Annotated in this window: 23 protein-coding genes; 20 read left to right on the top strand and 3 right to left on the bottom strand. The window is 57.7% G+C overall.

Annotation, left to right across the window (positions count from 1 at the left end; translation table 11 throughout):
* Positions 1–368: 368 nt before the first annotated feature.
* The gene (gene lon, locus ACUM6F_RS09065) at positions 369–2777 is read left to right on the top strand and encodes an endopeptidase La (protein ID WP_426377389.1); all 2409 of its coding nucleotides are present in this window, start codon (positions 369–371) and stop codon (positions 2775–2777) included.
* A 166-nt stretch (positions 2778–2943) separates the two neighbouring features.
* On the opposite strand, the gene ACUM6F_RS09070 is transcribed toward lon, so the two are convergent.
* Positions 2944–3942, bottom strand: a complete 999-nt coding sequence (locus ACUM6F_RS09070; protein ID WP_445349020.1) for an ABC transporter substrate-binding protein — start codon at positions 3940–3942, stop codon at positions 2944–2946.
* A gap of 96 nt (positions 3943–4038) precedes the next feature.
* On the opposite strand from ACUM6F_RS09070, the gene ACUM6F_RS09075 reads away from it, so the two are divergent.
* The 18 genes from ACUM6F_RS09075 to ACUM6F_RS09160 all read left to right on the top strand — a co-directional run bounded on the left by ACUM6F_RS09075 (position 4039) and on the right by ACUM6F_RS09160 (position 21204).
* Entirely contained in the window at positions 4039–4545 is a 507-nt protein-coding gene (locus ACUM6F_RS09075; protein WP_425622087.1) for a hypothetical protein, read from the top strand.
* Between the two features lie 122 nt (positions 4546–4667).
* On the top strand, positions 4668–7313 hold the full coding sequence (locus ACUM6F_RS09080; protein ID WP_445349052.1) for a valine--tRNA ligase: 2646 nt from the start codon (positions 4668–4670) through the stop codon (positions 7311–7313).
* A 193-nt stretch (positions 7314–7506) separates the two neighbouring features.
* Positions 7507–8823 carry a bifunctional folylpolyglutamate synthase/dihydrofolate synthase gene (locus tag ACUM6F_RS09085; protein WP_425622086.1) on the top strand — a complete coding sequence of 439 codons (1317 nt, stop codon included), beginning with the start codon at positions 7507–7509 and terminating at the stop codon, positions 8821–8823.
* Between the two features lie 5 nt (positions 8824–8828).
* Positions 8829–9245: a hypothetical protein gene (locus ACUM6F_RS09090; protein WP_445349021.1), complete on the top strand. Its 417-nt coding sequence runs from the start codon at positions 8829–8831 to the stop codon at positions 9243–9245.
* A 172-nt stretch (positions 9246–9417) separates the two neighbouring features.
* Positions 9418–10428, top strand: coding sequence for a sodium:calcium antiporter (locus ACUM6F_RS09095; protein ID WP_445349022.1), 1011 nt, complete (start codon positions 9418–9420; stop codon positions 10426–10428).
* A 273-nt stretch (positions 10429–10701) separates the two neighbouring features.
* The gene (locus ACUM6F_RS09100) at positions 10702–11166 is read left to right on the top strand and encodes a RidA family protein (protein ID WP_445349023.1); all 465 of its coding nucleotides are present in this window, start codon (positions 10702–10704) and stop codon (positions 11164–11166) included.
* Between the two features lie 131 nt (positions 11167–11297).
* Positions 11298–11555, top strand: a complete 258-nt coding sequence (locus ACUM6F_RS09105; RefSeq protein WP_425622082.1) for a DUF4321 domain-containing protein — start codon at positions 11298–11300, stop codon at positions 11553–11555.
* 5 nt (positions 11556–11560) lie between these two features.
* The gene (locus ACUM6F_RS09110) at positions 11561–12277 is read left to right on the top strand and encodes a Maf family protein (RefSeq protein WP_425622081.1); all 717 of its coding nucleotides are present in this window, start codon (positions 11561–11563) and stop codon (positions 12275–12277) included.
* Positions 12210–12869, top strand: coding sequence for a RadC family protein (radC, locus tag ACUM6F_RS09115; protein ID WP_426388006.1), 660 nt, complete (start codon positions 12210–12212; stop codon positions 12867–12869). Before ACUM6F_RS09110 ends, radC begins: the two co-directional genes overlap by 68 nt.
* Before the next feature lie 31 nt (positions 12870–12900).
* Complete coding sequence (locus tag ACUM6F_RS09120) at positions 12901–13929, top strand: rod shape-determining protein (RefSeq protein ID WP_425622079.1); 1029 nt, start codon at positions 12901–12903, stop codon at positions 13927–13929.
* Positions 13930–13931: 2 nt separating this feature from the next.
* A complete protein-coding gene (gene mreC, locus ACUM6F_RS09125) occupies positions 13932–14759 on the top strand; it encodes a rod shape-determining protein MreC (protein WP_445349024.1) in 828 nt (275 codons plus the stop codon).
* A 3-nt stretch (positions 14760–14762) separates the two neighbouring features.
* The gene (mreD, locus tag ACUM6F_RS09130) at positions 14763–15260 is read left to right on the top strand and encodes a rod shape-determining protein MreD (RefSeq protein WP_425622077.1); all 498 of its coding nucleotides are present in this window, start codon (positions 14763–14765) and stop codon (positions 15258–15260) included.
* Positions 15261–15394: 134 nt separating this feature from the next.
* Positions 15395–17413: a penicillin-binding protein 2 gene (gene mrdA / locus ACUM6F_RS09135; protein WP_425622076.1), complete on the top strand. Its 2019-nt coding sequence runs from the start codon at positions 15395–15397 to the stop codon at positions 17411–17413.
* Positions 17414–17522: 109 nt separating this feature from the next.
* The gene (gene minC / locus ACUM6F_RS09140) at positions 17523–17912 is read left to right on the top strand and encodes a septum site-determining protein MinC (RefSeq protein ID WP_425622075.1); all 390 of its coding nucleotides are present in this window, start codon (positions 17523–17525) and stop codon (positions 17910–17912) included.
* A 24-nt stretch (positions 17913–17936) separates the two neighbouring features.
* A complete protein-coding gene (minD, locus tag ACUM6F_RS09145) occupies positions 17937–18731 on the top strand; it encodes a septum site-determining protein MinD (RefSeq protein WP_445349025.1) in 795 nt (264 codons plus the stop codon).
* Between the two features lie 20 nt (positions 18732–18751).
* Positions 18752–19033 (top strand): cell division topological specificity factor MinE, encoded by a 282-nt coding sequence (gene minE, locus ACUM6F_RS09150; RefSeq protein WP_425622073.1) that lies wholly within the window; start codon positions 18752–18754, stop codon positions 19031–19033.
* A gap of 52 nt (positions 19034–19085) precedes the next feature.
* Positions 19086–20429 (top strand): rod shape-determining protein RodA, encoded by a 1344-nt coding sequence (gene rodA, locus ACUM6F_RS09155; RefSeq protein ID WP_445349026.1) that lies wholly within the window; start codon positions 19086–19088, stop codon positions 20427–20429.
* A 1-nt stretch (position 20430) separates the two neighbouring features.
* Entirely contained in the window at positions 20431–21204 is a 774-nt protein-coding gene (locus tag ACUM6F_RS09160; RefSeq protein ID WP_425622071.1) for a class I SAM-dependent methyltransferase, read from the top strand.
* Between the two features lie 18 nt (positions 21205–21222).
* On the opposite strand, the gene ACUM6F_RS09165 is transcribed toward ACUM6F_RS09160, so the two are convergent.
* On the bottom strand, positions 21223–21381 hold the full coding sequence (locus ACUM6F_RS09165; RefSeq protein ID WP_425622070.1) for a hypothetical protein: 159 nt from the start codon (positions 21379–21381) through the stop codon (positions 21223–21225).
* Between the two features lie 265 nt (positions 21382–21646).
* Here ACUM6F_RS09165 and ACUM6F_RS09170 point away from each other — a divergent pair, with 265 nt between their 5' ends.
* Entirely contained in the window at positions 21647–22168 is a 522-nt protein-coding gene (locus ACUM6F_RS09170) for a hypothetical protein (RefSeq protein ID WP_445349027.1), read from the top strand.
* Between the two features lie 185 nt (positions 22169–22353).
* On the opposite strand, the gene ACUM6F_RS09175 is transcribed toward ACUM6F_RS09170, so the two are convergent.
* Positions 22354–22500: a hypothetical protein gene (locus tag ACUM6F_RS09175; protein ID WP_425622068.1), complete on the bottom strand. Its 147-nt coding sequence runs from the start codon at positions 22498–22500 to the stop codon at positions 22354–22356.
* Positions 22501–22567: the final 67 nt, after the last annotated feature.

Genomic DNA, 22567 nt, shown 5'->3' on the forward strand with positions numbered 1-22567 from the left:
TCTGTGAGAGGGCTAACGCCGCAGTTGATCACCGCGGCGTTACTCTACTCGATTTGCGTGTATCCTTTTATTCAGGCAGCCCCAGGCCTTTCCACTTTTCGCAAGTTCTTTCGGAAACATGTTCAGCTGCCCTTTCATTAAATACAAAAGGGGGGGTTAGCCATACGAAATGTCCAAACACCCGGTAGGATGTTGTTGGAAAAAGGGTTGGAGAACTGCAAAAGCTGAGAACGCAGGGTTTATTTGCGGGTTCCAGACAACTATTGCTATGGTTCCTCGTTAACTGTTTATGTTAGAATTAATCTGATATTTGTCCCGGCACTGTCTGCAGCAGTTGAAGTACCCACAGTTAGAAGGAGGTGCCCCGTTTGGATTCGACCAGAAGGGTTTTACCGTTGCTTCCTCTCCGGGGAATTCTCGTATTTCCTTATATGGTCATTCACTTGGACGTGGGCCGTGAAAAATCGGTTAAGGCCATAGAAGAAGCGATGATTCACGATCGGGTCATCTTTCTGGCTACACAGAAGGAGGCTCAGACCGATAGTCCCGATGTCGAGGATATCTACGATGTCGGTACTGTTGCCGAGGTCAAGCAGCTTTTAAAACTGCCCGGGGGCACGATCCGCGTGCTTGTCGAGGGTATCGCCAGGGCCCGGATTATCGACTACGTGGCCACCGAGCCGTTTTTCCAGGTGGAACTGGAGCAGTATTTCGAGGATTTCGTTAAAACCACCGAGCTGGAAGCCCTGATGCGCAACCTGGTGAGCCAGTTTGAGCAGTATGTCAAGCTATCCAAACGGATTCCGCCGGAAACCGTGGTTTCGGTGGTTAACATCGAGGAGCCCGGACGCCTGGCTGATATTATCGCTTCGCACCTGCCGCTGCGCATTGAGGAAAAGCAGGTTGTGCTTGAGGCTGTCCCCATCGCCGAGCGGCTGGAAAGCCTGTGCGCCATTGTGGCCAGGGAACTTGAAATCGTGGAGCTTGAGCGGCGGATTAACATCCGCGTGCGCAAGCAGATGGAAAAAACACAGAAGGAATATTACCTGCGCGAGCAGATCAAGGCCATCCAGCGCGAACTTGGGGAGAAAGACGAGCGCCAAGCGGAAACCGAGGAATTGAGGGAGAAGATCGCCTCCCTCAAGCTGCCCAAGGAAGTAGAAGAGAAGGCTCTAAAAGAAGTCGAAAGGCTGGAGAAGATGCCTCCGATGGCGGCCGAGGCCACGGTGGTCCGCAACTACCTCGACTGGCTCCTGGCCCTCCCCTGGACCAAAGGGACCAGGGACCGGATCGATATCGCGGCGGCTGAAGCCATTCTTGACGAGGACCACTACGGCCTTAAGAAGGTCAAGGAGCGCATCCTGGAGTTCCTGGCTATCCGCAAGCTGTCCAAGAAGATGAAGGGACCCATCCTGTGCCTAGTTGGACCCCCAGGTGTCGGCAAGACCTCGCTGGGCCGTTCGATTGCGCGGGCTCTGGAGCGCAAGTTCGTGCGCATCTCGCTGGGCGGCGTGCGCGACGAGGCCGAGATCCGCGGGCACAGGCGTACGTACGTGGGCGCGTTGCCGGGACGGATCATTCAGGGCATGCGTACTGCCGGGTCGAAAAACCCTGTCTTCCTGCTCGACGAGGTCGACAAGATGAGCATGGACTTCCGTGGCGACCCGTCTTCGGCGCTGCTGGAAGTGCTGGACCCGGAGCAGAACAGCGCGTTCAGTGACCATTACATCGAGGTCCCGTTCGACCTTTCGAACGTCATGTTCATCACGACGGCGAACTACCCGTACAATATCCCGCGGCCGCTGTTCGACCGCATGGAAGTCATTTATATTTCGGGTTATACCGAAGAGGAAAAGGTGCAGATTGCGATTCGTCACCTTATCCCGAAACAGCTTAAAGAACACGGCCTGACCGGACAACAGTTGACCATTTCCGAGAATGCGGTGCGCCGGATCATCCGCGAGTACACGCGCGAATCCGGTGTCAGGAGCCTGGAGCGCCAGATCGCCGCCCTGTGCCGGAAGACGGCCAAGGAAATCGTAGCCAAGAAGGCCACCCAGGTGCGGGTAAATGTTAAGAACATCGAACAGTTCCTGGGTATCCCCCGCTTCCGTTACGGCATAGCCGAACGAGACGACCAGGTCGGCGTAGCGACAGGACTGGCATGGACCGAGGTCGGCGGAGACACGCTGGCGATCGAGGTCGCCGTCTGCAAGGGCAAGGGCGGGTTGACCCTTACCGGCAAGCTGGGCGACGTCATGCGCGAGTCCGCGCAGGCCGGCTACAGTTACCTGCGTAGCCGGGCCAAGTCGCTCGGCATCGAAGAGTTCTTTAACGAAAAATACGACGTCCATATCCACGTGCCCGAGGGTGCGACGCCCAAAGACGGTCCCTCGGCCGGCATCAGCATGGCCTGCGCGTTGGCTTCGGCTCTTTCGGGACGCAAGGTGCGGCACGACGTGGCCATGACCGGCGAGATCACGCTGCGGGGACGGGTTCTTCCGGTGGGAGGGATCAAGGAGAAGGTTTTGGCAGCACACCGTGCCGGGGTCAAAACGGTCATCCTGCCGGTGGAAAACAAGAAAGACCTGGAGGATATCCCGTCCAACGTCGCTTCCAAGCTGGAGTTTGTGCTGGTGGAGCACATGGACCAGGTGATGGAGACGGCCCTGCTTCCCAAGGAAGACGAGCCCGAAGTTAGTCTCCCGGTGCCGGTTCCGGTGCCGGAAGTGGCTGGTTACCAGGAGTCGATACCGGCTCCCGCGGTGTCTAACTAGATAGCTGACTAGTTGGCTAAAGGAACGTTATAGAAGGAATAAGACAACAAAGGGCGAAACTTTTCTCGCCCTTTGTTGTTTTTCAGGATAGCGGTACGGAGGCCGGCGGTTTTTACCGCTGGCGTTCGGTAAATCGCTTGATAGAAGAGCTCCCGCACTGCAAACATTACTGATTCTTGGTCGATGCCAGGGATTTCAGCGCTTCAGCCGCGATTTCGGGTCGGACGACGCGGGCGAACGGAATCGGTTTGGCCAGTTCCCCGGCCTTGAACATAATCTCTTGCAAGGCCGCGAATTGTTTGGGGTCGATCGCCGGCGTTTTTGCCCAGAGATCGTTTTCCTTGTGCCGTTCGATAACGGCCGTCAGGGTATCGAGGTCGAGATACGGGTAAAAGGACGCCGCTGCGACGGCTATGTCGCGGGGGTTTTGCGCCGCTATCCAGGACTGCGCCCGTGCAATGGCGCGGGTATACCGCACGAGCGCTTCGCTGTTGCGGCTGATAAAGCCGGGGCTGGCAGCGCAGATTTGTGCGGGGACGTTTCCGGCCGGCGTCAGTGAGGCGACGACGTATCCTTGCTCCGCGAGTTGCAGTTGCTGGGCTTGGGGGTCCCTGAGCAGAATAAAATTACCTGATCCGGCAAGGAAGGCTCCCAGTCGTAACTTCGCCGGCAGGTTCTGGACGATGGTTACGTCGGTCTGAGGCCGCAGCCCTTCCTTCTTGAGGATGGCTTCAAAAGTCGTCTCCAGGGTGCTGTCCGGGTCGCCGCCGATAACTATCTTGGCTTTAAGGCTGCTCCAGGCAAACGACGACATTGGTTCGCGCGCGAGCAGGAATCCCGGCTCAAAATGCGTCATCTGGGCGAAGGCATGCATCTTCTTTTCCCACGCCTTTTCGGGCGGCAGGATCACGACGCCGGCTTTTTGCAGGTCCTCAGCCGCCGGGTCCTCCTTGGCGTTGAACAGCGAGACAGCGAGATTCTCGTCGGAGAAGTAACCGAGAGAAGCGGCAATATAATGAGGAAGGTTAGCCATCTCGTGCCCGGATTCATATACTCTAAGATGAATTTGCCCTGCGGGTTCACGTTGCTGAAAAAAGTAAAACGCCAGGCCCGCGATTAACAGCGTAGCCAGGCAGCCGGAGATGTAGAGCAGTTTTGTGCGCATACAAACACCGCCTTTGGGGACTGTGGAAACCCTGCTGTGGATTCTTTTTCATAATTACTAGTTCTGAAGGGCAAATATGCCAGGGGGGGATGGGGGTTGCCGGAGAAAGAGGTTGTTATCCCCGACATGATTTTTGAGAGTGATTATACAGTGGTCTTCTTTGTTTCAAGCCTCGATGAGAAACTGGGGCCGCTGTTTACCCGGCTGGTAAACGGGGAAGTTATAGACTACTGGTTTTCCTGGGATGTGCTCCGTTTCGGCGAGGATAAGTACGTTGTTGTTCTGGAAATAGGATGGGACGTCGAAGAATCGGTAGCGCTGGCCATTCCCATGGATGCCTGGCACTATCTGCCTCTGATCAGGCGTAAGGGCATGGTGGCGCTTGTAACCAATGCGCCGGTGCCGACAGGTGAATTACAGGACCTGATCCACGATTCCGCCGAGTTCCAGCCCTGGACGCTGGTCATACGCAACGCCGAGCGGGGCATGGACGAACTGGCCGACGAAGTTTCGAGCCTGGAGGAACCGGACGAGACCTCTGTATACCTGGTTAGGCTGCTGAGGGGCCAGATCAGTTCCGACGGCAGCGTCTACATCCATTAGGCTTGGGGCGCCAGTACCGTGTAACGTTCCTGTCAGGCCCCTCTAGGAGTGCGTAATGTTGACATTCATAGCGCCGCTCATTAAGATTTTGGATAACGAGGCAGGGAGGGAAATTCTTGGGGATTACGAAAATGCCGCCGGCCTACGATCCTCAAAAGGTAGAGGGGAAATGGTACCGCTGGTGGGAGGAGCATAAATACTTTCACGCGGAGGTCGAGCCGGACAAAGAGCCGTTTTGCATTGTCATGCCCCCTCCGAACGTGACCGGGGAATTGCACATGGGCCATGCCCTGGACAATACCCTTCAAGACGTCCTGACCCGTTGGCGGCGCATGTCCGGCTACAACGCCCTTTGGCTGCCCGGCACCGACCACGCCGGCATCGCCACCCAGGCCAAGGTCGAAGCACAGCTGGCCAGGGAAGGCCTGAGCAAGTACGACCTAGGTCGTGAGGCTTTTCTGAAACGCGTGTGGACTTGGAAGGAGACCTACGGTAACCGCATCACCAGCCAGTTAAGGCGCCTGGGCGCTTCCTGCGATTGGGACCGCGAGCGCTTCACGATGGACGAGGGCTGCTCGGAGGCCGTCCGGGAAGTCTTTATCCGCCTCTACGAACAGGGCCTGATCTACCGCGACGACTACATCGTCAACTGGTGCCCCCACTGCGCCACGACCATTTCAGACATCGAGGTCGAGCACCTTGACGTGCAGGCCCAGCTCTACTTTATCAAGTACCCTACTCCCGACGGGCGTGATTTCGTCACGGTCGCCACTACGCGCCCGGAGACGATGCTCGGCGACACGGCCGTCGCCGTCCATCCGAAGGACAAGCGTTACCGCCACCTCGTCGGCAAGGAAGTCGTGCTTCCGCTGATGAACCGCGTCATCCCCGTTATTGCCGACGACTACGTTGACCCCGTGTTCGGCACCGGGGCTGTGAAGATCACCCCGGCCCACGACCCGAACGACTTCGAGATCGGGCGCCGGCACAAGCTGCCCGAAATACGGGTTATCGGCACCAACGGCGTGATGACGACTGAAGCCGGACCGTATGCGGGGATGGACCGCTGGGAATGCCGCCAGAAGGTCCTCGCCGACCTCGGGGAACAGGGATTGTTGGCGCGCATCGAGGACCTGCAGCACGCCGTCGGGCACTGTTACCGCTGCAACACGGTCGTAGAGCCGATGATCTCCAAGCAGTGGTTCGTACGGATGAAACCGCTGGCCGAGCCGGCGATCCGGGCCGTCAAGGAAGGAAGGACGAGGTTTGTTCCCGAGCGCTTCACGAAGGTCTACCTGAACTGGCTTGAGAACATCCGCGACTGGTGCATATCCCGTCAGCTGTGGTGGGGTCACCGCATCCCCGTGTGGTACTGCCGGGAATGCGGCAAGGCCTCGGCATCCAAGGACGACCTGGCCGCCTGCCCGAACTGCGGGGCGGACAAGGTGGTCCAGGACCCCGACGTCCTGGACACCTGGTTTTCTTCGGGCCTATGGCCCTTCTCCACCCTGGGCTGGCCCAAAGAAACACCTGAATTAAAGCATTTTTACCCGACCTCGGTGCTGGTGACCGGCCGGGACATCATCTTCTTTTGGGTCGCCCGCATGATTTTCTCCGGGCTGAAGTTCATGGGTGAGGTCCCGTTCCGCGAGGTCTTCATTCACGGCCTGGTCCTGGACGCCCTTGGTCGGAAAATGTCGAAGTCGCTGGGGAACGGCGTCGACCCGCTCGAGGTCATCGAGAAATACGGCGCAGACTCTCTGCGCTTCATGCTGGTTACGGGGAATACCCCCGGTAACGACCTGCGTTTCCACTTCGAGAAACTCGAAGGTGCGCGCAATTTCGCCAACAAGCTTTGGAACGCCTCTCGTTTTGTGATCATGAACCTTGAAGGATACGACCCCCGGTTCCAACCGCAGCGCCTTGACCTGTCCGACCGCTGGATTGTCAGCCGCTTCCAGCAGGTGGCCGGGGCCGTGGACGCTTTTATCCGAGATTACGAGCTGGGGGAAGCGGCCGGGGTGCTCTACGAGTTCATCTGGGACGAGTTTTGCGACTGGTACATCGAACTGGTTAAACCGCGGCTCTACCGGGGGACGCCCGAGGAGCGCGCCACGGCCCAGCACGTCCTGGTCAACGTCCTAAAAGGAACGCTCGAACTGCTCCATCCCTTTATGCCGTTTATTACCGAGGAGATCTGGCAGAACCTTCCGCACGAGGGCGAAACCATCATGCTCGCTCCCTGGCCCAAGGCGCGGGTCGAGCAGGTCGACAGAGGCGCGGAAGAGGACATGCGGCTGATTATCAGCGTCATCCGCGCCATCCGTAGCTTGAGGGCCGAAATGAACGTCCCCCCTGCGCGCCGCGCGGAGATTATCCTGGTGGTGCCCGAAGACGGGAAGAGAGAAACGATGGGGCACTGGCGGTCCTACATCTCCGACTTGGCCTCGGGTGACGTGGAAATCACAAGGGATTTGGCGGCCGAGCCGTCCCAGGCGGCACAGGCTGTGGTCGGCGGGATAACAATTTATGTCCCGCTGGAAGGGCTGATTGATATCCCGCAGGAAATCGCCCGGTTAGAGAGGGAATTAGCCAACGTGCAAAAAGAAGTGGTTCGCCTCGAAGGCAAGCTCGATAACGAGGGGTTTGTAGCCAAGGCCCCCGCCGATGTGGTGGAGAAGGAGCGACAAAAACTGGAGGATTACCGTATCAAGCAGGAGACCGTTGCACAGCGCCTGGCTATACTGAAGAAAAGCCCCGCCATGTAAGGGGCGGGGCTTTTCGACCGTAAGTCGTAGTAGGAATCCCCCGGCACTCAACTAGGCAGTTAAGTTGCCTGTAGCCCTAATCAAGTTTTCGGGAACTGCAAATTCTTTGGACGTCGCTCGTCGGGCTCCGAGGAAGGCCGAGATTTTGAGGGCCGTGGATTGAGTGATCGGGATTATTTGAGGTGTCGCAAATTTGACTAATTTAGAAGGAGTTATCGAGGAGATCCGGAGCATCTGCGGAACAGGAATGGAGTTAGGACTGGAGAGGGTGCGGCGCCTTCTTGCCCGCCTCGGCAACCCCGAGGCGGAAACGCGCTTTGTGCACGTCGGCGGCACCAACGGCAAAGGTTCGGTGACGGTGATGATCGAGGCCGTGCTGCAGGATGCCGGTTACAAGACGGGCAGTTTTATTTCGCCTCACCTCCATTCCTACACCGAACGCTACCGTGTCAACGGCGAGGCGATCGCCGACGATGAACTGGCCTTTCTCCTGGAAGGGCTGCTGCCTGATCTCAAGGCCTTGGCCCGGGAGGGTGCGGCGCCGACCGAGTTTGAGGCGCTTACGGCCGCCGCTTTCTTGTGTTTTGTCCGGAACAAGGCGGACCTCGCCGTTATGGAGGTCGGGCTGGGAGGCCGTCTTGACGCCACCAACGTCATCGTTCCCGAGGTTGCCGTGATCACCAATGTCAGCCTGGATCATACGGAAATCCTGGGGCATACCCTGAGGGAAGTGGCCGGGGAGAAAGCGGGGATCATCAAGCGCGGCGTTCCTGTGGTGACAGGGGCGGAGGGCGAAGCTCTGGAGGTTATCGCCCGCAGGTGCAGGGAACTGGACGCCCCTCTTGTAGTTGTGGGCCGGGACGTTACCTGGTCCGAGCAACCGGCTGCAGGTGCGCCCCCGTTCCTCGTCGTTTGCGGCCGCCGGCAAAGGTATCGGGACCTGCGCCTGCCGCTTTGGGGGCGGCACCAGAGAACGAACGCCGCCTGCGCCGTCGCCGCCCTCGAGGTACTTCAGGAAAAGGGCTGGGTTATCAGTGAGCGGCACGTTCGCAACGGCCTGGCCGCCCTGGCGTGGGCGGGAAGGTTCGAGATTGTTCCCGGAAAGCCCCCTGTCGTGCTCGATGGGGCCCATAACCCCGCCGGGGCGGCCGCGCTCGCCGAAGCCGTGGCTTCCCGTTTTCCCGGTGAAAAGGCTGTAGTTGTATTGGGTATACTCGACGATAAGGCAAGGGAGGAAATGGTTCACAGTCTGGCGAAGATAGCCGGTGGGATAGTTGTGACCCGGCCGCCCGGGCCGCGGGCCGGCCATTGGGATGAAGTTGCCCGGGTCGTCGGTGGCCTGGGGCTGCCGGTAGCAGCCGTCGAGAAGGTAGAGGACGCTCTTGTTGTCGCGCGAAAATTATCGGGTCCCGGCGGCCTTATGGTGGTTACCGGCTCGCTCTACCTTGTCGGCCGGGCACGCGAAATTCTTGTAAAATCCGGGACTGTTAAGGTTAATAAAGGAGGATGAGTATCTTGAAACACCAGTTTATCGAATCGGAAAACGTGGTGAAGCTTGCTGACGGGACGACCGTGGACCTCGATACCGTTGCTCACGACATTTATTACTACATTAAACAGGATAAGAGGGTCCTCAACTTCACCCTGTCTTTTGCGGACAGCGTTGTCCTGGCCAGGGAACTGCTCTCTTACTTGAGCGTTTGCAACGCGTGGGGCGCCGGACGGCCCGCGGATGCCCCTCCTCTGGGGGACGAGGATTACGTTCTCAAACTGCAGTCTCCCAAGGATAACTGCGTGATGGAACTGAAATACGGCGAGGGAGTCCTTCTCAACGTCGTTAACCGTGAAAACGGCGAGACCATGACGTTACCCCTCGATGTCGACGGTTGCATCCTCTTTGTGGCTGCCATCATGCGCGCGCTGTTGAGTTAGGGCTCGACGTCCGAGTTTTGGGGGAGCCTGCCCTTGGTTCGGGTAGGCTTCGTTTTTTTTCGTTCTTTTCTTTTAGACCCTACCCCGCCTTTATTCCTCGGCCTCATGGGTGTACATCCACCCGGGTTCTACCCGCAAAATGGCGGTCATAAAGTGTACAGACTGTTGTTTTGTGGGAGAGGTTGCCGTGGTTTATCTGTCGCTGGTGCTGGCCGCCCTGGTCATCCTTGCGGGCGCCAAGTTTTTCACTAACGGGGTTGAGTGGCTGGGAACAAAGCTGGGGCTGGCCCGAGGTGCCGTCGGCAGCATCCTTGCCGCCCTGGGGACCGCCCTTCCCGAAACGATGATTCCTGTTGTGGCTATCCTCCTGGGCGGGGGCGGCGTTGGAGAAGAAGTAGGCGTCGGCGCCATTCTCGGGGCGCCGTTTATGCTTGCCACCATGGGTTTTGTTGTTATCGGCGGAACGACCATTCTCGTCAACCGCGAGCGTAGGGCGTACGTTCGACCGCAACCGGCCCTGGCCAGGCGAGACCTGGGTTTTTTTCTGGGAGCCTATATGCTTGCCGTTACGGCTGCTTTTCTTCCCCAGGAGTACAGGATCTATGTCGTCGCTTTACTGCTGGGCGGCTACGCGTGTTTTGTGGCCTGCGCCCTTACGCAGGGAGAGCGCTGCGGGACGTCCGACAATCTGCAGCCGCTCGCGGTGGCGCCGCGAGTGCTGGATCCCCCGCTCGCGCTTGTCACGGGGCAGGTTATAGTGGCCTTCACGATGATTGTCTTTGGAGCCAAGGTCTTTGTGGAAAGCATCGGCACCCTATCCTATCAATTCGGCATTGCCCCCTTCGTATTCGCCCTCCTGGTTGCCCCGGTCGCCACGGAACTTCCTGAACTCACCAACAGCATTATCTGGATCAAGGAGCGGAAGGACACCCTTGCCGTGGGCAACGTAACGGGGGCTATGGTCTTCCAAAGCTCGGTTGTCCCCAGCATAGGCATTGCTTTTACGTCATGGCACCTGACTCCGGCTGCATGCCTGAGCGCCGTCCTGGCCCTCGTCTCCGCCTTGCTAGCCTACCGGTGGGTCGGCAGGAGGCGCTGTTTGAACGGGTGGATGATGGTCGCCATGGGGCTTTCGTTCTACATCCTCTATGCGGCGCTGGTTACGGCGGGATACGTACATTAGCTGAATCCTGACGGATTAAGCAGAACTTGACAGTTAGCGATCAGGTTCCAGCACTCAATTGGGTAAGTCGGTTGCAGGTAATCCAAGCTTTTAGCGTCTCGGAGATTGACGGTAACCCCGGATGTAACGGCTCTTCGAGTTGAGTGCGGGGCCATTCGGGAATTGCGAACAAATATCCCGAAAACCCCGTTTATTTTGGCATTTGGGGTGTTGGAAGGGATCGGGAGGTGTACAATAGGACTGAAGCTGCCTAAAAAGAAAGGATTGGTTGCTATGTCGTATGAGGACAGGCTTGTTGCCCTCAACGTTACCCTTCCCGAAGCCCCCAAACCGGTGGCGGCTTACGTGGCTGGCCTTATGGCCGGCAATATGATCTATACTTCGGGGCAACTGCCTCTGGCCAAAGGAGAGCTGCAGTTCTGCGGGAAACTCGGGGATGAGCTCACCGTGGAGCAGGGGGCGGAGGCCGCCCGTTTGTGCGCGATTAACTGCCTGGCGGTGGTGCGCAGCCTCGCGGGCAGCCTGGACAGGGTGGAACGAGTCGTTAAAGTCACGGGGTATGTAGCTTCCGCCCCGGGTTTCACCGCCCAGCCCCAGGTGTTGAACGGGGCTTCGGAGTTTATCCAGCAGGTATTTGGCGAGGCCGGGCGCCATGCGAGGTCGGCGGTCGGGGTGACCGAACTTCCCCTCGGGGCCCCGGTGGAAGTCGAGATGATCGTCAGGCTGAAGCAGGAATAGAAAATGTGACAATCTTGTATGTTAATCTTTGTTGGAAAGATACGTAAAAACTGAATACGATAGTAAGCTTGTCAAATTCTTTGTATCAATGCTAAACTGGAGGAGGCAAAAGGGCTTTTGGGGGGATTTTTGTGGCCAAATTGCAGCGCGAGCGGAAAAGCGGATGGCTTCTTGTCACGCTCCTGATCATCGGCGGCATCGTGGGGACGGGCTTGGGACAGATCTTCGCCCCCCATTTCCCTTTTCTCCAGCACAGTTGGTCTGTCGGGCTACGGCCCGGTGTGCTTGATCTCCGTTTCCTCACCATCACCTTTGGCTTTTCTGCCGTGATCAACCCCGCAACGCTCCTGGGTTTTCTGTTGGGATACCTTGTCTATACAAGGATCTAGGTACGATGGCCGTTCCGCTTGTTTTAGCCTCCGCATCCCCGCGCCGCCGGGAACTGCTGGACGGGCTGGGTGTTTCGTTCAAGGTCGTCGTCGCGGATGTCGACGAATCCCTTGGTTTTTCGAAACGTCCCGCCCCGTTGGTCGAGGAACTGGCTCTCAGAAAGGCCCGTGCCGTGGCCGAAAGGACGCCGGAGGGGCTGGTGATCGGCGCCGATACCGTGGTCGTCCTGCGGGGGAAGATCCTGGGCAAGCCCCGGGATGAAGCCGAGGCACGGTCGATGCTGAGGGAGCTGGAAGGGACAAGCCACGAGGTATACACCGGGGTGGCCGTTATCGACGCTGCAACCGGTAAAGCGGCAGTAAGTCACGAACGGACGGTCGTCCATTTCCGCCACCTGACGGAAGAGGAGATTAGTACCTATGCAGCTACGGGTGAGCCGGCGGACAAGGCAGGGGCGTATGCGATCCAGGGACTCGGGTCTCTCTTCGTGACCCGGATAGAAGGCTGTTACACTAACGTTGTCGGCTTGCCGCTGGTACGGCTGGCCGAAATGTGCCGCATCTTCGACTACGACCTCCTGTCTGCGGCGGCAGCGGGGTGGTCGGGTAAGGGTTGGTTTGATGTCCGTCGAGTACTCCCTGACAATCAAGCAAATGCCCGAGGAACTGCGTCCGAGGGAGCGGCTGGTCAAGATGGGACCGGGGGCCCTCTCGGATACTGAACTGCTGGCGATCCTGCTTCGTACCGGCACGCAGCGCACGAGCGCCCTCGAACTGGCGCAGCAAGTGCTGAGCCGTTTCGGCGGCGCCAGGGAGCTCCTGGAGGCGAGCCTTGAGGAACTGGCTTCGGTCAGGGGCGTAGGTTCCGCAAAGGCCGTGGTTATCAAGGCGGCTTTGGAGATAGGCTATCGCCTGGCTACCGCTCCGGCCGAGCAGCGTGTCACCATCCGCACCCCCGAGCAGGCGGCGCAGCTCCTGATGCCGGAAATGCGCCACCTGGACCGGGAGCATTTCCTGGCCCTGGTCCTCAATACCAAGAACCAGGTCCTGGCCAGGGAACGCATATCGGTGGGGACCTTGAACGCGACGAACGTGCACGCCCGCGAGGTCTTCAAGAGTGCCATTCGTAGAAGCGCGGCGGCCCTGATCCTGGCGCACAACCACCCGAGCGGGGATCCCACGCCGAGCCAGCAGGACCTTGATTTAACGGCACAACTGGTTGAAGCGGGAGAAGTGATCGGTATCTCCATCCTAGACCATATCATCATTGGAGATAATAGATATACCAGTTTAAAGGCCCTCGGACTGATCTGAACAGGAACGGCAATCAGAAAGGAGCCAGGTAATGGTCGGCATTTTTTCCAGAGACATGGGCATTGATTTAGGCACAGCCAACACCCTCGTATATGTGCGGGGTAAAGGCATTGTATTGCGCGAGCCTTCGGTGGTGGCCATTCAAAAGGATTCTTCGCAGGTGCTTGCCGTAGGCGAAGAGGCCAAGCAGATGATCGGGCGCACCCCGGGCAACATCGTTGCCATTCGCCCGATGAAGGACGGGGTGATCGCCGATTTCGATACAACCCAGAGCATGATCAAGTACTTTATTAACAAGGCTTTACGCGGCAAAACCTTCTTAATCAAGCCGCGTGTGGTTATCGGCGTGCCCTCCGGCGTTACGGCCGTGGAGGAAAGAGCGGTGCGGGAGGCGGCCCTTCAGGCGGGGGCGCGCGAAGCCTACTTGATCGAGGAACCCATGGCCGCGGCCATCGGCGCGGGGTTGCCCGTGCACGAGCCGACAGGCAACATGGTTGTCGACGTGGGAGGCGGCACCACGGAGGTGGCGGTCATCTCCCTCGGCGGCATCGTGACCAGCCGCTCCATCCGCGTGGCCGGGGACGAGATGGACGAAGCCATCATCCAGCACGTTAAGCGCACCTATAACCTTATGATCGGCGAGCGGACGGCGGAAGAGATCAAAATCAAGATCGGGACGGCCTACCCGCTCGGCAAAACGGAAACGGAAGAAGTCCGGGGCCGCGACCTCGTGACCGGCCTGCCGAAAACGATCAACGTCACGTCGGAAGAGATTTACACGGCGCTCTCCGAGCCCGTGGCCAGCATCCTGGAAGCCATCCGCCAGACGCTGGAGCGCACTCCTCCGGAACTGGCTTCCGACATTATGGACCGGGGGATCGTCATGGCCGGCGGCGGCGCCTTGCTCCGCGGCCTCGACCGGCTGGTCAGCGAGGAGACGCACATGCCCGTCCACCTGGCCGAAGACCCGTTGCTTGCCGTTGCTTACGGGACGGGGCGGGTCCTGGAGAACATTGATATCTTGCGGAGGGTGCTCATTCAACCCAAGAAGGTGGTTTAGCATTGCTTCGTACCTGGTTTGCCAAGGCGCTTGTTATCGGCATCCTTGCCGGATGCCTGGTCGGTGTGATGTACTTTACCGCTCCCGGCGCCGAGACCCCCGTGGCTATACGCGGTATCGTCAAGGACGTCTTCGGGCCGGTCGAAGGGTTTGTTATGGCCGGGGGGAACGGTTTTGTTGACGGCCTCAGGCACGTTTTCACGCTGGGGAACGCCGCCAAACAGGAAGCCCTGGAGGAGCGTATCAAGGAACTGGAGGGCCGGGTAGCCAGGCTTAAGGAATGCGAGCTTGAAAATAACCGCTTGCGGCGGCTTCTGGCCTATAAAGTCGAAACAGGGAACACGAATGTGGTCGTGGCGCGGGTTACCGGCCGCGATCCGAATAACTGGTTTTCGGTAGTCCGCCTTGACAAGGGCACGGACGACGGCCTTGCGGAGAACCTTCCCGTCATAATGCCCGATGGCCTGGTGGGACGAACCATCAACGTGACCCGGCGTACCGCCGACGTCCTGCTGATTACCGACCCTCGTAGCGGTGTGGGCGCCATGATCCAACAGACGCGCACAGCGGGTGTTGTAAAGGGAGTCTTGCCGGGATCGCCGTCACTTGCCATGTCTTACCTGACCAAGGACGCGGCAGTGACAAAAGGACAGGACGTAATAACTTCCGGTTTGGGAGGGGTTTTCCCAAAGGGCATTCCAGTTGGCCGGATTGTTGATGTCAAAAGAGACCCGATGGGTCTCACGAAGACCGCCGAGGTGAAACCTCTGGTCGACCTCAGCCGCCTGGAGGAGGTCATGGTTCTCGTAGGTCCGCCGGCAGGGGGATAGGTTTTGCGGTTTCTAGTCGGGTTGGCATTGCTGGGCGCCATAGTCTTGCTGCAATCCACGGTGCTGGATCTCGTCCGCGTGGCCGGGGTTAAGCCTGACTTTGTGCTGGTTCTGGTAGTTTTCCACGCTATTTTGCACGGCTCCAGGGAGGGGGCCGTGCTGGGGTTCCTGGGCGGGCTTCTCATTGATGCCGTCTCAGGCTATTATTTTGGGTTAAACGCTCTGGGCCTGGCGATTGTCGGTTATGCTGTCGGTTTGCTCGAATGGAGCCTGTATCGTGAAAGCTCTATCGTCGTTTCTTTTATGACTTTCCTTGTCACGGTCGGGGAGCAACTGATCATTTATGTCCTGTTGCTGATTCTGGGCGTTACTGTCCCGTTCAGCCCGGCTGTCTTTGAGCTGATACTGCCGCTGGCGGCCTACAACGCTCTTGTGGCGGCTGTTTTTTACAAGAGCTACGCCAGGATCAGCAAGAGGGGTTTTCTAAGAAGGTCATATTAGAAAATTTGGTCTATTAAAAGACCCGTTTGCGGTCCTGCCTCCGGCTGGCGACTCGGTTTTAGGCCCGCCCTTAAGTCTTGGGGCAAAACAGTGTAAACTTAGGGATAGGGTAAGAGTAATGGGGGCAGTTGTCCTTGTCAAAACAGTTGTCCAGGAAAGGGATGCAGCGCCGAGCCAGGATTATGACGGGTATAGTCGTGGCCGTTTTTCTGATCCTGGTACTCCGCCTTGCTTACCTGCAGATCGCGGAAAATGAGCATTACCGCACCCTGGCCAGGGAAAACAGCATGCGCCTCATTGGCATTACCCCGCCGCGGGGCGAAATCTACGACCGCCAGGGGGAAAAGATCGTGGGCAACAGGCCGCTCTATGTTGTCCAGTTGATCAATGTCGGGTTGAGTGACGAAGAACTGAACCAGGTGATCAATCGCCTCTCCGTAATCCTTGACAAACCTGCGGAAGAAATAAGAAAACAGGTTGACAGCGGCGCTCTCCGGCGTTTTGAGCCCGTGCACATCGCCAAGGACGTGTCGATGGATGTTGTTACCCGGATCGAAGAAGAACGAGACCGGCTTCCCGGTGTTGTCATCGATATGGTGCCGATGCGGGATTATCCTCACGGGAACCTGCTGGCGCACGCCCTGGGTTATATCCGCGAAATCAGCGCGTCCCAGCTCGAGCGTTACCGGGATCAGGGCTACCGCATGGGAGATATGTTCGGGCAGGAAGGCCTGGAACGCACCTTTGAGAAGTACCTGAGGGGTGAACGCGGGGCCTGGCAGGTAGAGGTGGACGCCTACGGAAACCCCATCAGGAATGTGGGCATGCGCGAACCTATCCCGGGCCATAACCTTCAGTTGACCATCGATTACAGGGTACAAAAAGCGACGGAAGAGAGCCTGGCCCGGGTCATCAAAATGACCCAGGACATGGGTCACAAGGAATGCAACGCCGGCGCGGCGGTGGCCATTGACCCGAGAACGGGGGAAGTGCTGGCCCTGGCAAGTTACCCAGCCTACGACCCCGGCATGTTTGCCGGCAGTCTCTCGCCGGCTGATGCCGACAGGATTATCAACGCCCCTGATCGGCCCTTTCTCAACCGGGCTATCCAGAGCGCTTATCCTCCGGGTTCCACCTATAAAATGATCACGGCCATAGCCGCCCTTGAAAGCGGACGGATTGACCCCCGTTTTTCCATATGGGACGAGGGCTATTACCACCTGCACAGGGTCTGGCACGACTGGACCTACCCGCGCGGCCACGGCAGGGTCGATTTTAAGAAGGCCCTGGCGGTATCGTGCGATACCTTCTTCTGGCAGGTGAGTAACATTATCGGCTGGGAACCGATGACGCGTTGGTCCCTGGCGTTCGGACTCGGGGAGAAGACAGGTATCGAACTTCTCGGGGAGGACAGCGGCATCGTCCCCGACGCAGAGTACAAGCGCAAGGTCGTTCAGGCCATGCTTGACGCCCGGTTCGGGCCGCAATTCAAGGCGCTCGAAACCAAGTACAACCGTCTCCTGGCAGCGACGACGGACGAGAAGGAACGGGTGAGGATCGAGAAGGAACGGGACAGGGAGAAGGCGCGGCTACAGGCGAAGTACGACGACAATGCATGGGAGCTGAAGTGGCGTTACTACGATACCCTGAACATGTCTATCGGTCAGGGCTATAATCTGTATACGCCTATCCAGCTTGCCAATTATGTTGCGCAGCTGGCCAATGGAGGAATGCGTTACAAGCCCTTCCTGGTCAAGCGCGTTACAACCTATGACGGGAAAGTTGTCGAGGAGTTCGAGCCCCAGGTTCAGGATAGGGTGGAAATCAACCCGAAGACACTGGATATCGTCCGCCAGGGCATGCTCGCCGTGACGCAGCCGGGCGGGACCGCCTACGGCGTCTTTTACGATTTCCCTCTGCAGACTGCTGGAAAGACCGGTACCGCGGAAAACTATCGCAACGGTGTCAAGCAACCAGCCCACGGCCTTTACGTTGCTTTCGCCCCTTACGACAACCCGCAAATCGCCATTGCCGTTATTGTTGAGCACGGCATTCACGGCAGTTCGACAGCCGCCGTGGTGGCCAAGGAGATGATGGCGGCTTACTTCAACATCCCCATCAATAAGACAGCCCCGATACCGGTTTCCGAGTAAACGCCATCATTTACCCATATTCGTCAAAATAACAGGGAAAATACACGAAATAAATTAGCAGGATTTGGTTTTTTACTGTTGAATACCCTTTACGAGGTGGAAACAGACGATGGCACTCCAGTTATCCCAAGACATGCACGAGCCGAACACCATTTTGATTCAGCGGACTCTGCGCTCCGGCCAGAGTGTCTGCTATAACGGTAACGTGGTCATCCTGGGAGACGTGAACCCTGGTGCGGAGGTCACGGCTGCGGGTAATGTCGTCGTGATGGGTATACTTCGCGGCACGATCCATGCCGGGGCAACAGGAGATGACACTGCTGTAGTCATTGCCTTCAGACTGCAACCCACCCAATTGCGTATCGCTAACCACATTGCACGCTCACCCGACGAAGATTTCGTCGCCGATCCGGGACATCCAGAAATAGCGCGTGTAAAAGACGGAGTTGTAACTATTGAAGCCTTCCCGCCTGGCGGGGAGCGTCAGGGCAAAAATTAGAGGCCAAGGGAGGAGCTTGAAAGCATGAGCGAAGTTATTGTGGTCACTTCGGGCAAGGGAGGGGTTGGCAAAACTACGGCTACGGCCAACATCGGCGCCGGCCTGGCGATGTTCGGACACAAGGTCGTGCTCGTTGACGCCGACACCGGCCTCCGCAATCTGGACGTGGTCCTGGGGCTCGAAAACCGCATCGTTTACGATCTTACAGATGTTATCAGCGGCAACTGCCGTCTCCGGCAGGCAATTATCAAGGACAAGCGCTTTGAGGGTCTGCACTTGCTTCCCACGGCCCAAACTAAGGATAAGTCAGCAGTGACCCCGGAAGATATGAAAGAACTGACCAAGGAACTCCAGGAAGGCTTTGACTATGTGTTGATTGACTGCCCCGCCGGTATCGAGCAGGGTTTCAGGAGCGCTATCGCCGGCGCCGACAGGGCTATCGTGGTGACGACGCCGGAGGTTGCCGCCGTGCGTGACGCCGACAGGGTCATCGGCCTGCTGGAGGCGGCGGAGATCCGGGAACCGAAACTGATCATCAATCGCCTCAGGCCGCGCATGGTGGAGAGAGGCGATATGATGACCATTGACGATATGATCGACATCCTGGCCATCGACCTGCTCGGTGTGATCCCGGATGATGAACAGATTGTGGTGTCGACGAACCGCGGCGACGTGGTCATTGCCGACGAGAACAGTCTTGCGGGACGGGCGTTTAAGAACATCGTGCGCCGGATCCTTGGCGAACCCGTGCCCCTGATGAACCTGCAAACCGGCAACCCGATTATTCGACGCCTCAGAAGAATTATCGGCCTCGGTTAGAGGGAAAAGGAGGAAGGGCATTGCTGGAGTTTTTGGCTCGTATTTTTGGCCGCGATTCTGGAAGTAAAAGCGTTGCCAAGGAACGCTTGAGATTAGTTCTCGTTCACGACCGGGCGAACGTTTCCCCGCAGCTCCTCCAGCTAATGAAGGCCGACCTCATCAAAGTAATCTCTAATTACTTGGAAATCGATGATGAGGGGCTGGAGGTCAGCCTAGAGCGCAATGAAAACCAGGTGGCCCTAGTGGCGAACATCCCGGTGAAGAGGGTTAAACGGACTCTAAAAAGCACGGTGACCGGTTAAGAGGAAGGGGGCGAAACAAGCCCCCTTTCTTATTCGTGGCCGTTTCTTTATAATGGGTGTGGGTGATGTCGTGAAGGGCAGGAGAATCTTCAAAAGCCTTGACTACACGCTGCTCCTGGCAGTGGCGCTGCTGATCGTCCTTGGCATCGTCGTTATTTCCAGCGCCACGCATATCACCAGTTCAGGAGGTAGCGCGTTACATATCGTGCGCACGCAGATTATCTGGGTGGCGGTCGGCTCCGCGGGGCTGATTACTTTCCTGTTCTGGCGCTACGAGGAGCTGCCTAGGTATCGGCGCGGCCTTTACATTATTATGCTGCTCATGCTTGCGGGCGTTATCTTTACGGGCCGGGAAGCCCTGGGCGCCCAGCGGTGGATTCAGATGGGCCCTTTCTCCTTCCAGCCGTCGGAATTCGCCAAGGTGATCATCATCGTCACCCTGGCGGACTTTCTGGCCCAACGCGAGGGACAGCTCAACACCTTAAAGGACCTGATCCCGGTGTTTGCCTTTGTGAGTGTCCCGATGCTTTTTATCCTGATCCAGCCCGACCTGGGAACCACTCTGGTCTTCCTGGCCATCACTTGGGGAATGCTTTTTATGGCAGGAGCAAAACCTAAGCTGCTCCTAAGTTTAACCGCTCTCGGCATTGTTGCCGTGATTTTGATCTTCGTCGTTCACGCGGAGATTCATAACAAAGACAAGATGCTAACCGAACAGGTGAAGATGGCGGAGGAAAGCCTCGAAGCCTTGAATGTCGAAGTTGTCAATGCTCAGAACAGAGCTCCCTACGTAAAGGTAAAGGGAGAGTACGATGCGGCCAAGGCTGATTTTGACCGGCTGGTCGCCCTGCAGCAGCAGATCCAGGACAAACACAAGCTCTTTCACAAGCTAACCTTGAAGGAATACCAGATGACCAGGCTCACCGTTTTCTTGAATCCGTGGAGTGATTGGCAAGGGGCGGGCTATAACGTTATCCAGTCGCAGATCGCCATTGGATCAGGGGGCATATGGGGAAAGGGATTGTATAACGGCACGCAGAGCCAGTACAACTTCCTCCCAATCCAGCACACGGACTTTATTTTTTCGGTGCTGGCTGAAGAACTGGGTTTCGTAGGCGGGTTCTTCGTCCTCTGCCTCTATCTTGTCTTTTTATACCGGGGCGTACGCATCGCCGAGAAGGCTCGTGACGCTTACGGCACCCTAGTGGCCGCCGGCATAGTGTCAATGTTTACTTTCCACATCCTCGTCAACATCGGCATGAATGCCGGCATCATGCCGGTAACCGGCATTCCCTTGCCGTTTTTAAGTTACGGGGGAAGCGCGATGATCGTAAACATGGCCTGTGTGGGACTCTTGTTGAATATATGGGTACGCCGGCAAAAGATTGTTTTCTAGCATGAGCCGTTTTGATGAACTGGCCCAAAACTATGACCGCTGGTACGAGCGCCCTCTAGGAAGGGTCGTCGAGAAGCTGGAAACGGATCTGTTCCTGACCCTGGCCCGTCCCTGCCGCGGTGAACGCGTCTTGGATGCCGGGTGCGGTACGGGACGGCTGGCCTTGCTCATGGCCCAAATGGGGTTGTCGGTGACAGGAATCGATAGTTCTGAGGCTATGCTGGAGGTCGCCCGGGAAAAACTGGCGGGATATCCCTCTGTGGAGCTTCTTTGCAGCCCGCTTGAAACGCTCCCTCTGCCTCCCGAGTATTATCACCTGGTTGTAGCCTTCACTGTCTTGGAGTTTACCGAAGACCCGGGCCGCGCCGTAAGGGAACTTTGGCGGATGGTCCGCCCCGGAGGGCGTCTGGTGGTGGCTGTGCTCAATGCGTGGAGTCCCTGGGCCTGGCGCAGGCGGGCGGAGGCCCGGCTGCACGGCGGTATTTTCAAGAACGCCCATTTCTTTCAGCCGGGAGAACTGGTAAGCCTGTTGGCGCGAGAGACCGGTCAGCAGCCTTATTGGCAGTCGGCGGTGTTCATCCCGCCGAGTGCAAACAGCCTTGTCCTGCGTTTTGCCGACGGGCTCGAAAGGTGGGGGAGAAGAATGTTGAAGCCTTGGGGGGCATTGCTGATCGTTAGGGTGGACAAAACCCTGTCCCGCCAGCACGTCTTTCAGGGGCGTGCGGAAAGGATCGGGCACATGATTCCGCAGCCGGACGGAATGTTTATTGAATAACGGCAAAGTCGCCGGAGCCTACCAAAAACGCGGGATCAGGCCGGCGTTGAAGGCGTAGAGCAGGACCAGGATGAGCCCGACAAACAGGGCAAGACGGACCAACCGCTTGATAATGGAAAACGCAAATAAACCTAGGGCCAGTAAAAGAAGCATGCCGATAAGGATCTGGGAATCCATTCCATGACCCTCCTGCAGGGATAATTAGAGATGAATTCGCCACCGCCTGTCAGAGTCCCTGCAGGAGTGCGGCCAGCCTTTACTGCTTGGGGCGTTTGTGTACCAGATAGCGCGATACGACCGGGATGGCTACAATAACGACAAAGGCGATCACCAGTAAGATCGTGCTTGTTGTCCAGTCAGTAGTTGTGCCTGTCATTTTACATCACCACTACCTAGTATTTCCCGACTCCCCGTCGGTAAACGGCAAAGGAGGATCCCGCTTTTGCGGATCATTTTAATAGGCAAGGCCGGGGCAGGAAGACACACGGTAGCGAGCTACCTTCGAACGAAGCACAAGTTTGCCGAGTACTCTTTTGCCGGTATTCTTGACGACCTCGCCCGCCAGGTGTGTGCGCCAGACCTGCCGGATTCCCAGGAATGGCCCCGGTTTTTGCGTACCCTGGACGTGAGGCTACGCAAGCTGGACCCTGACTGCCTTACCGACTACCTGATGAGCCAGGTTTTTCAGCAAGACCACAGCGATGTCGTTATTGTCGACGGGCAGGCGCCGCGGGATATTGCTAGGTGCCGTGAAGCCTTCGGCTTTGTTTCGGTGCATATCACCTGCGCCGAACAAGTACGTCTTACCAGGCTCGTTGCTAAGCAGGGATTAGCCTTGTGCCAGAGCGGGGACAGGACGAGGAATGATTGCGGCGCGGACCATGCGATCGACAACTCGAAAAGCTTCGATGAGCTTTACAGGGCCGTCGATCGGCTCGTCCAGGACCTCAGAGCCGTGGAATAGCCCACTCCGCCAGGATATTTTGATAGGCATTCCCGTTTCGGCCCAGCACTCAACTTGAAGACATATTACATTCAAAGCTACCGTCAGTCTTCGAGACCTACAAGGTTGGATCAGCCTGAAATCTGACATTCCCAGTTGAGTGCTGGGGAGTCCTAAAGCTTACAGCTTTACTAATGACCGGGCCGTCAGGCCCGGTCATTATGTTTCTCCCGGTAAATAATCCGGCCATCGGGGATGAGTTCGAAGGTCAGTTCGGCGGTTTTGGCCGGCGTGCCGGCTAGCTCGCAGTTGACGGTAACCGTCAGGGTACCGGGGTTTCCCGGGGCCTGCACGGCATTGACCAGGCTGACGTTGCGGCATTCGGCCTCCTCGTCGAATTTTGGGCCAGGACTTCATTTA

The sequence above is a fragment of the Desulforudis sp. DRI-14 genome (assembly GCF_052618305.1).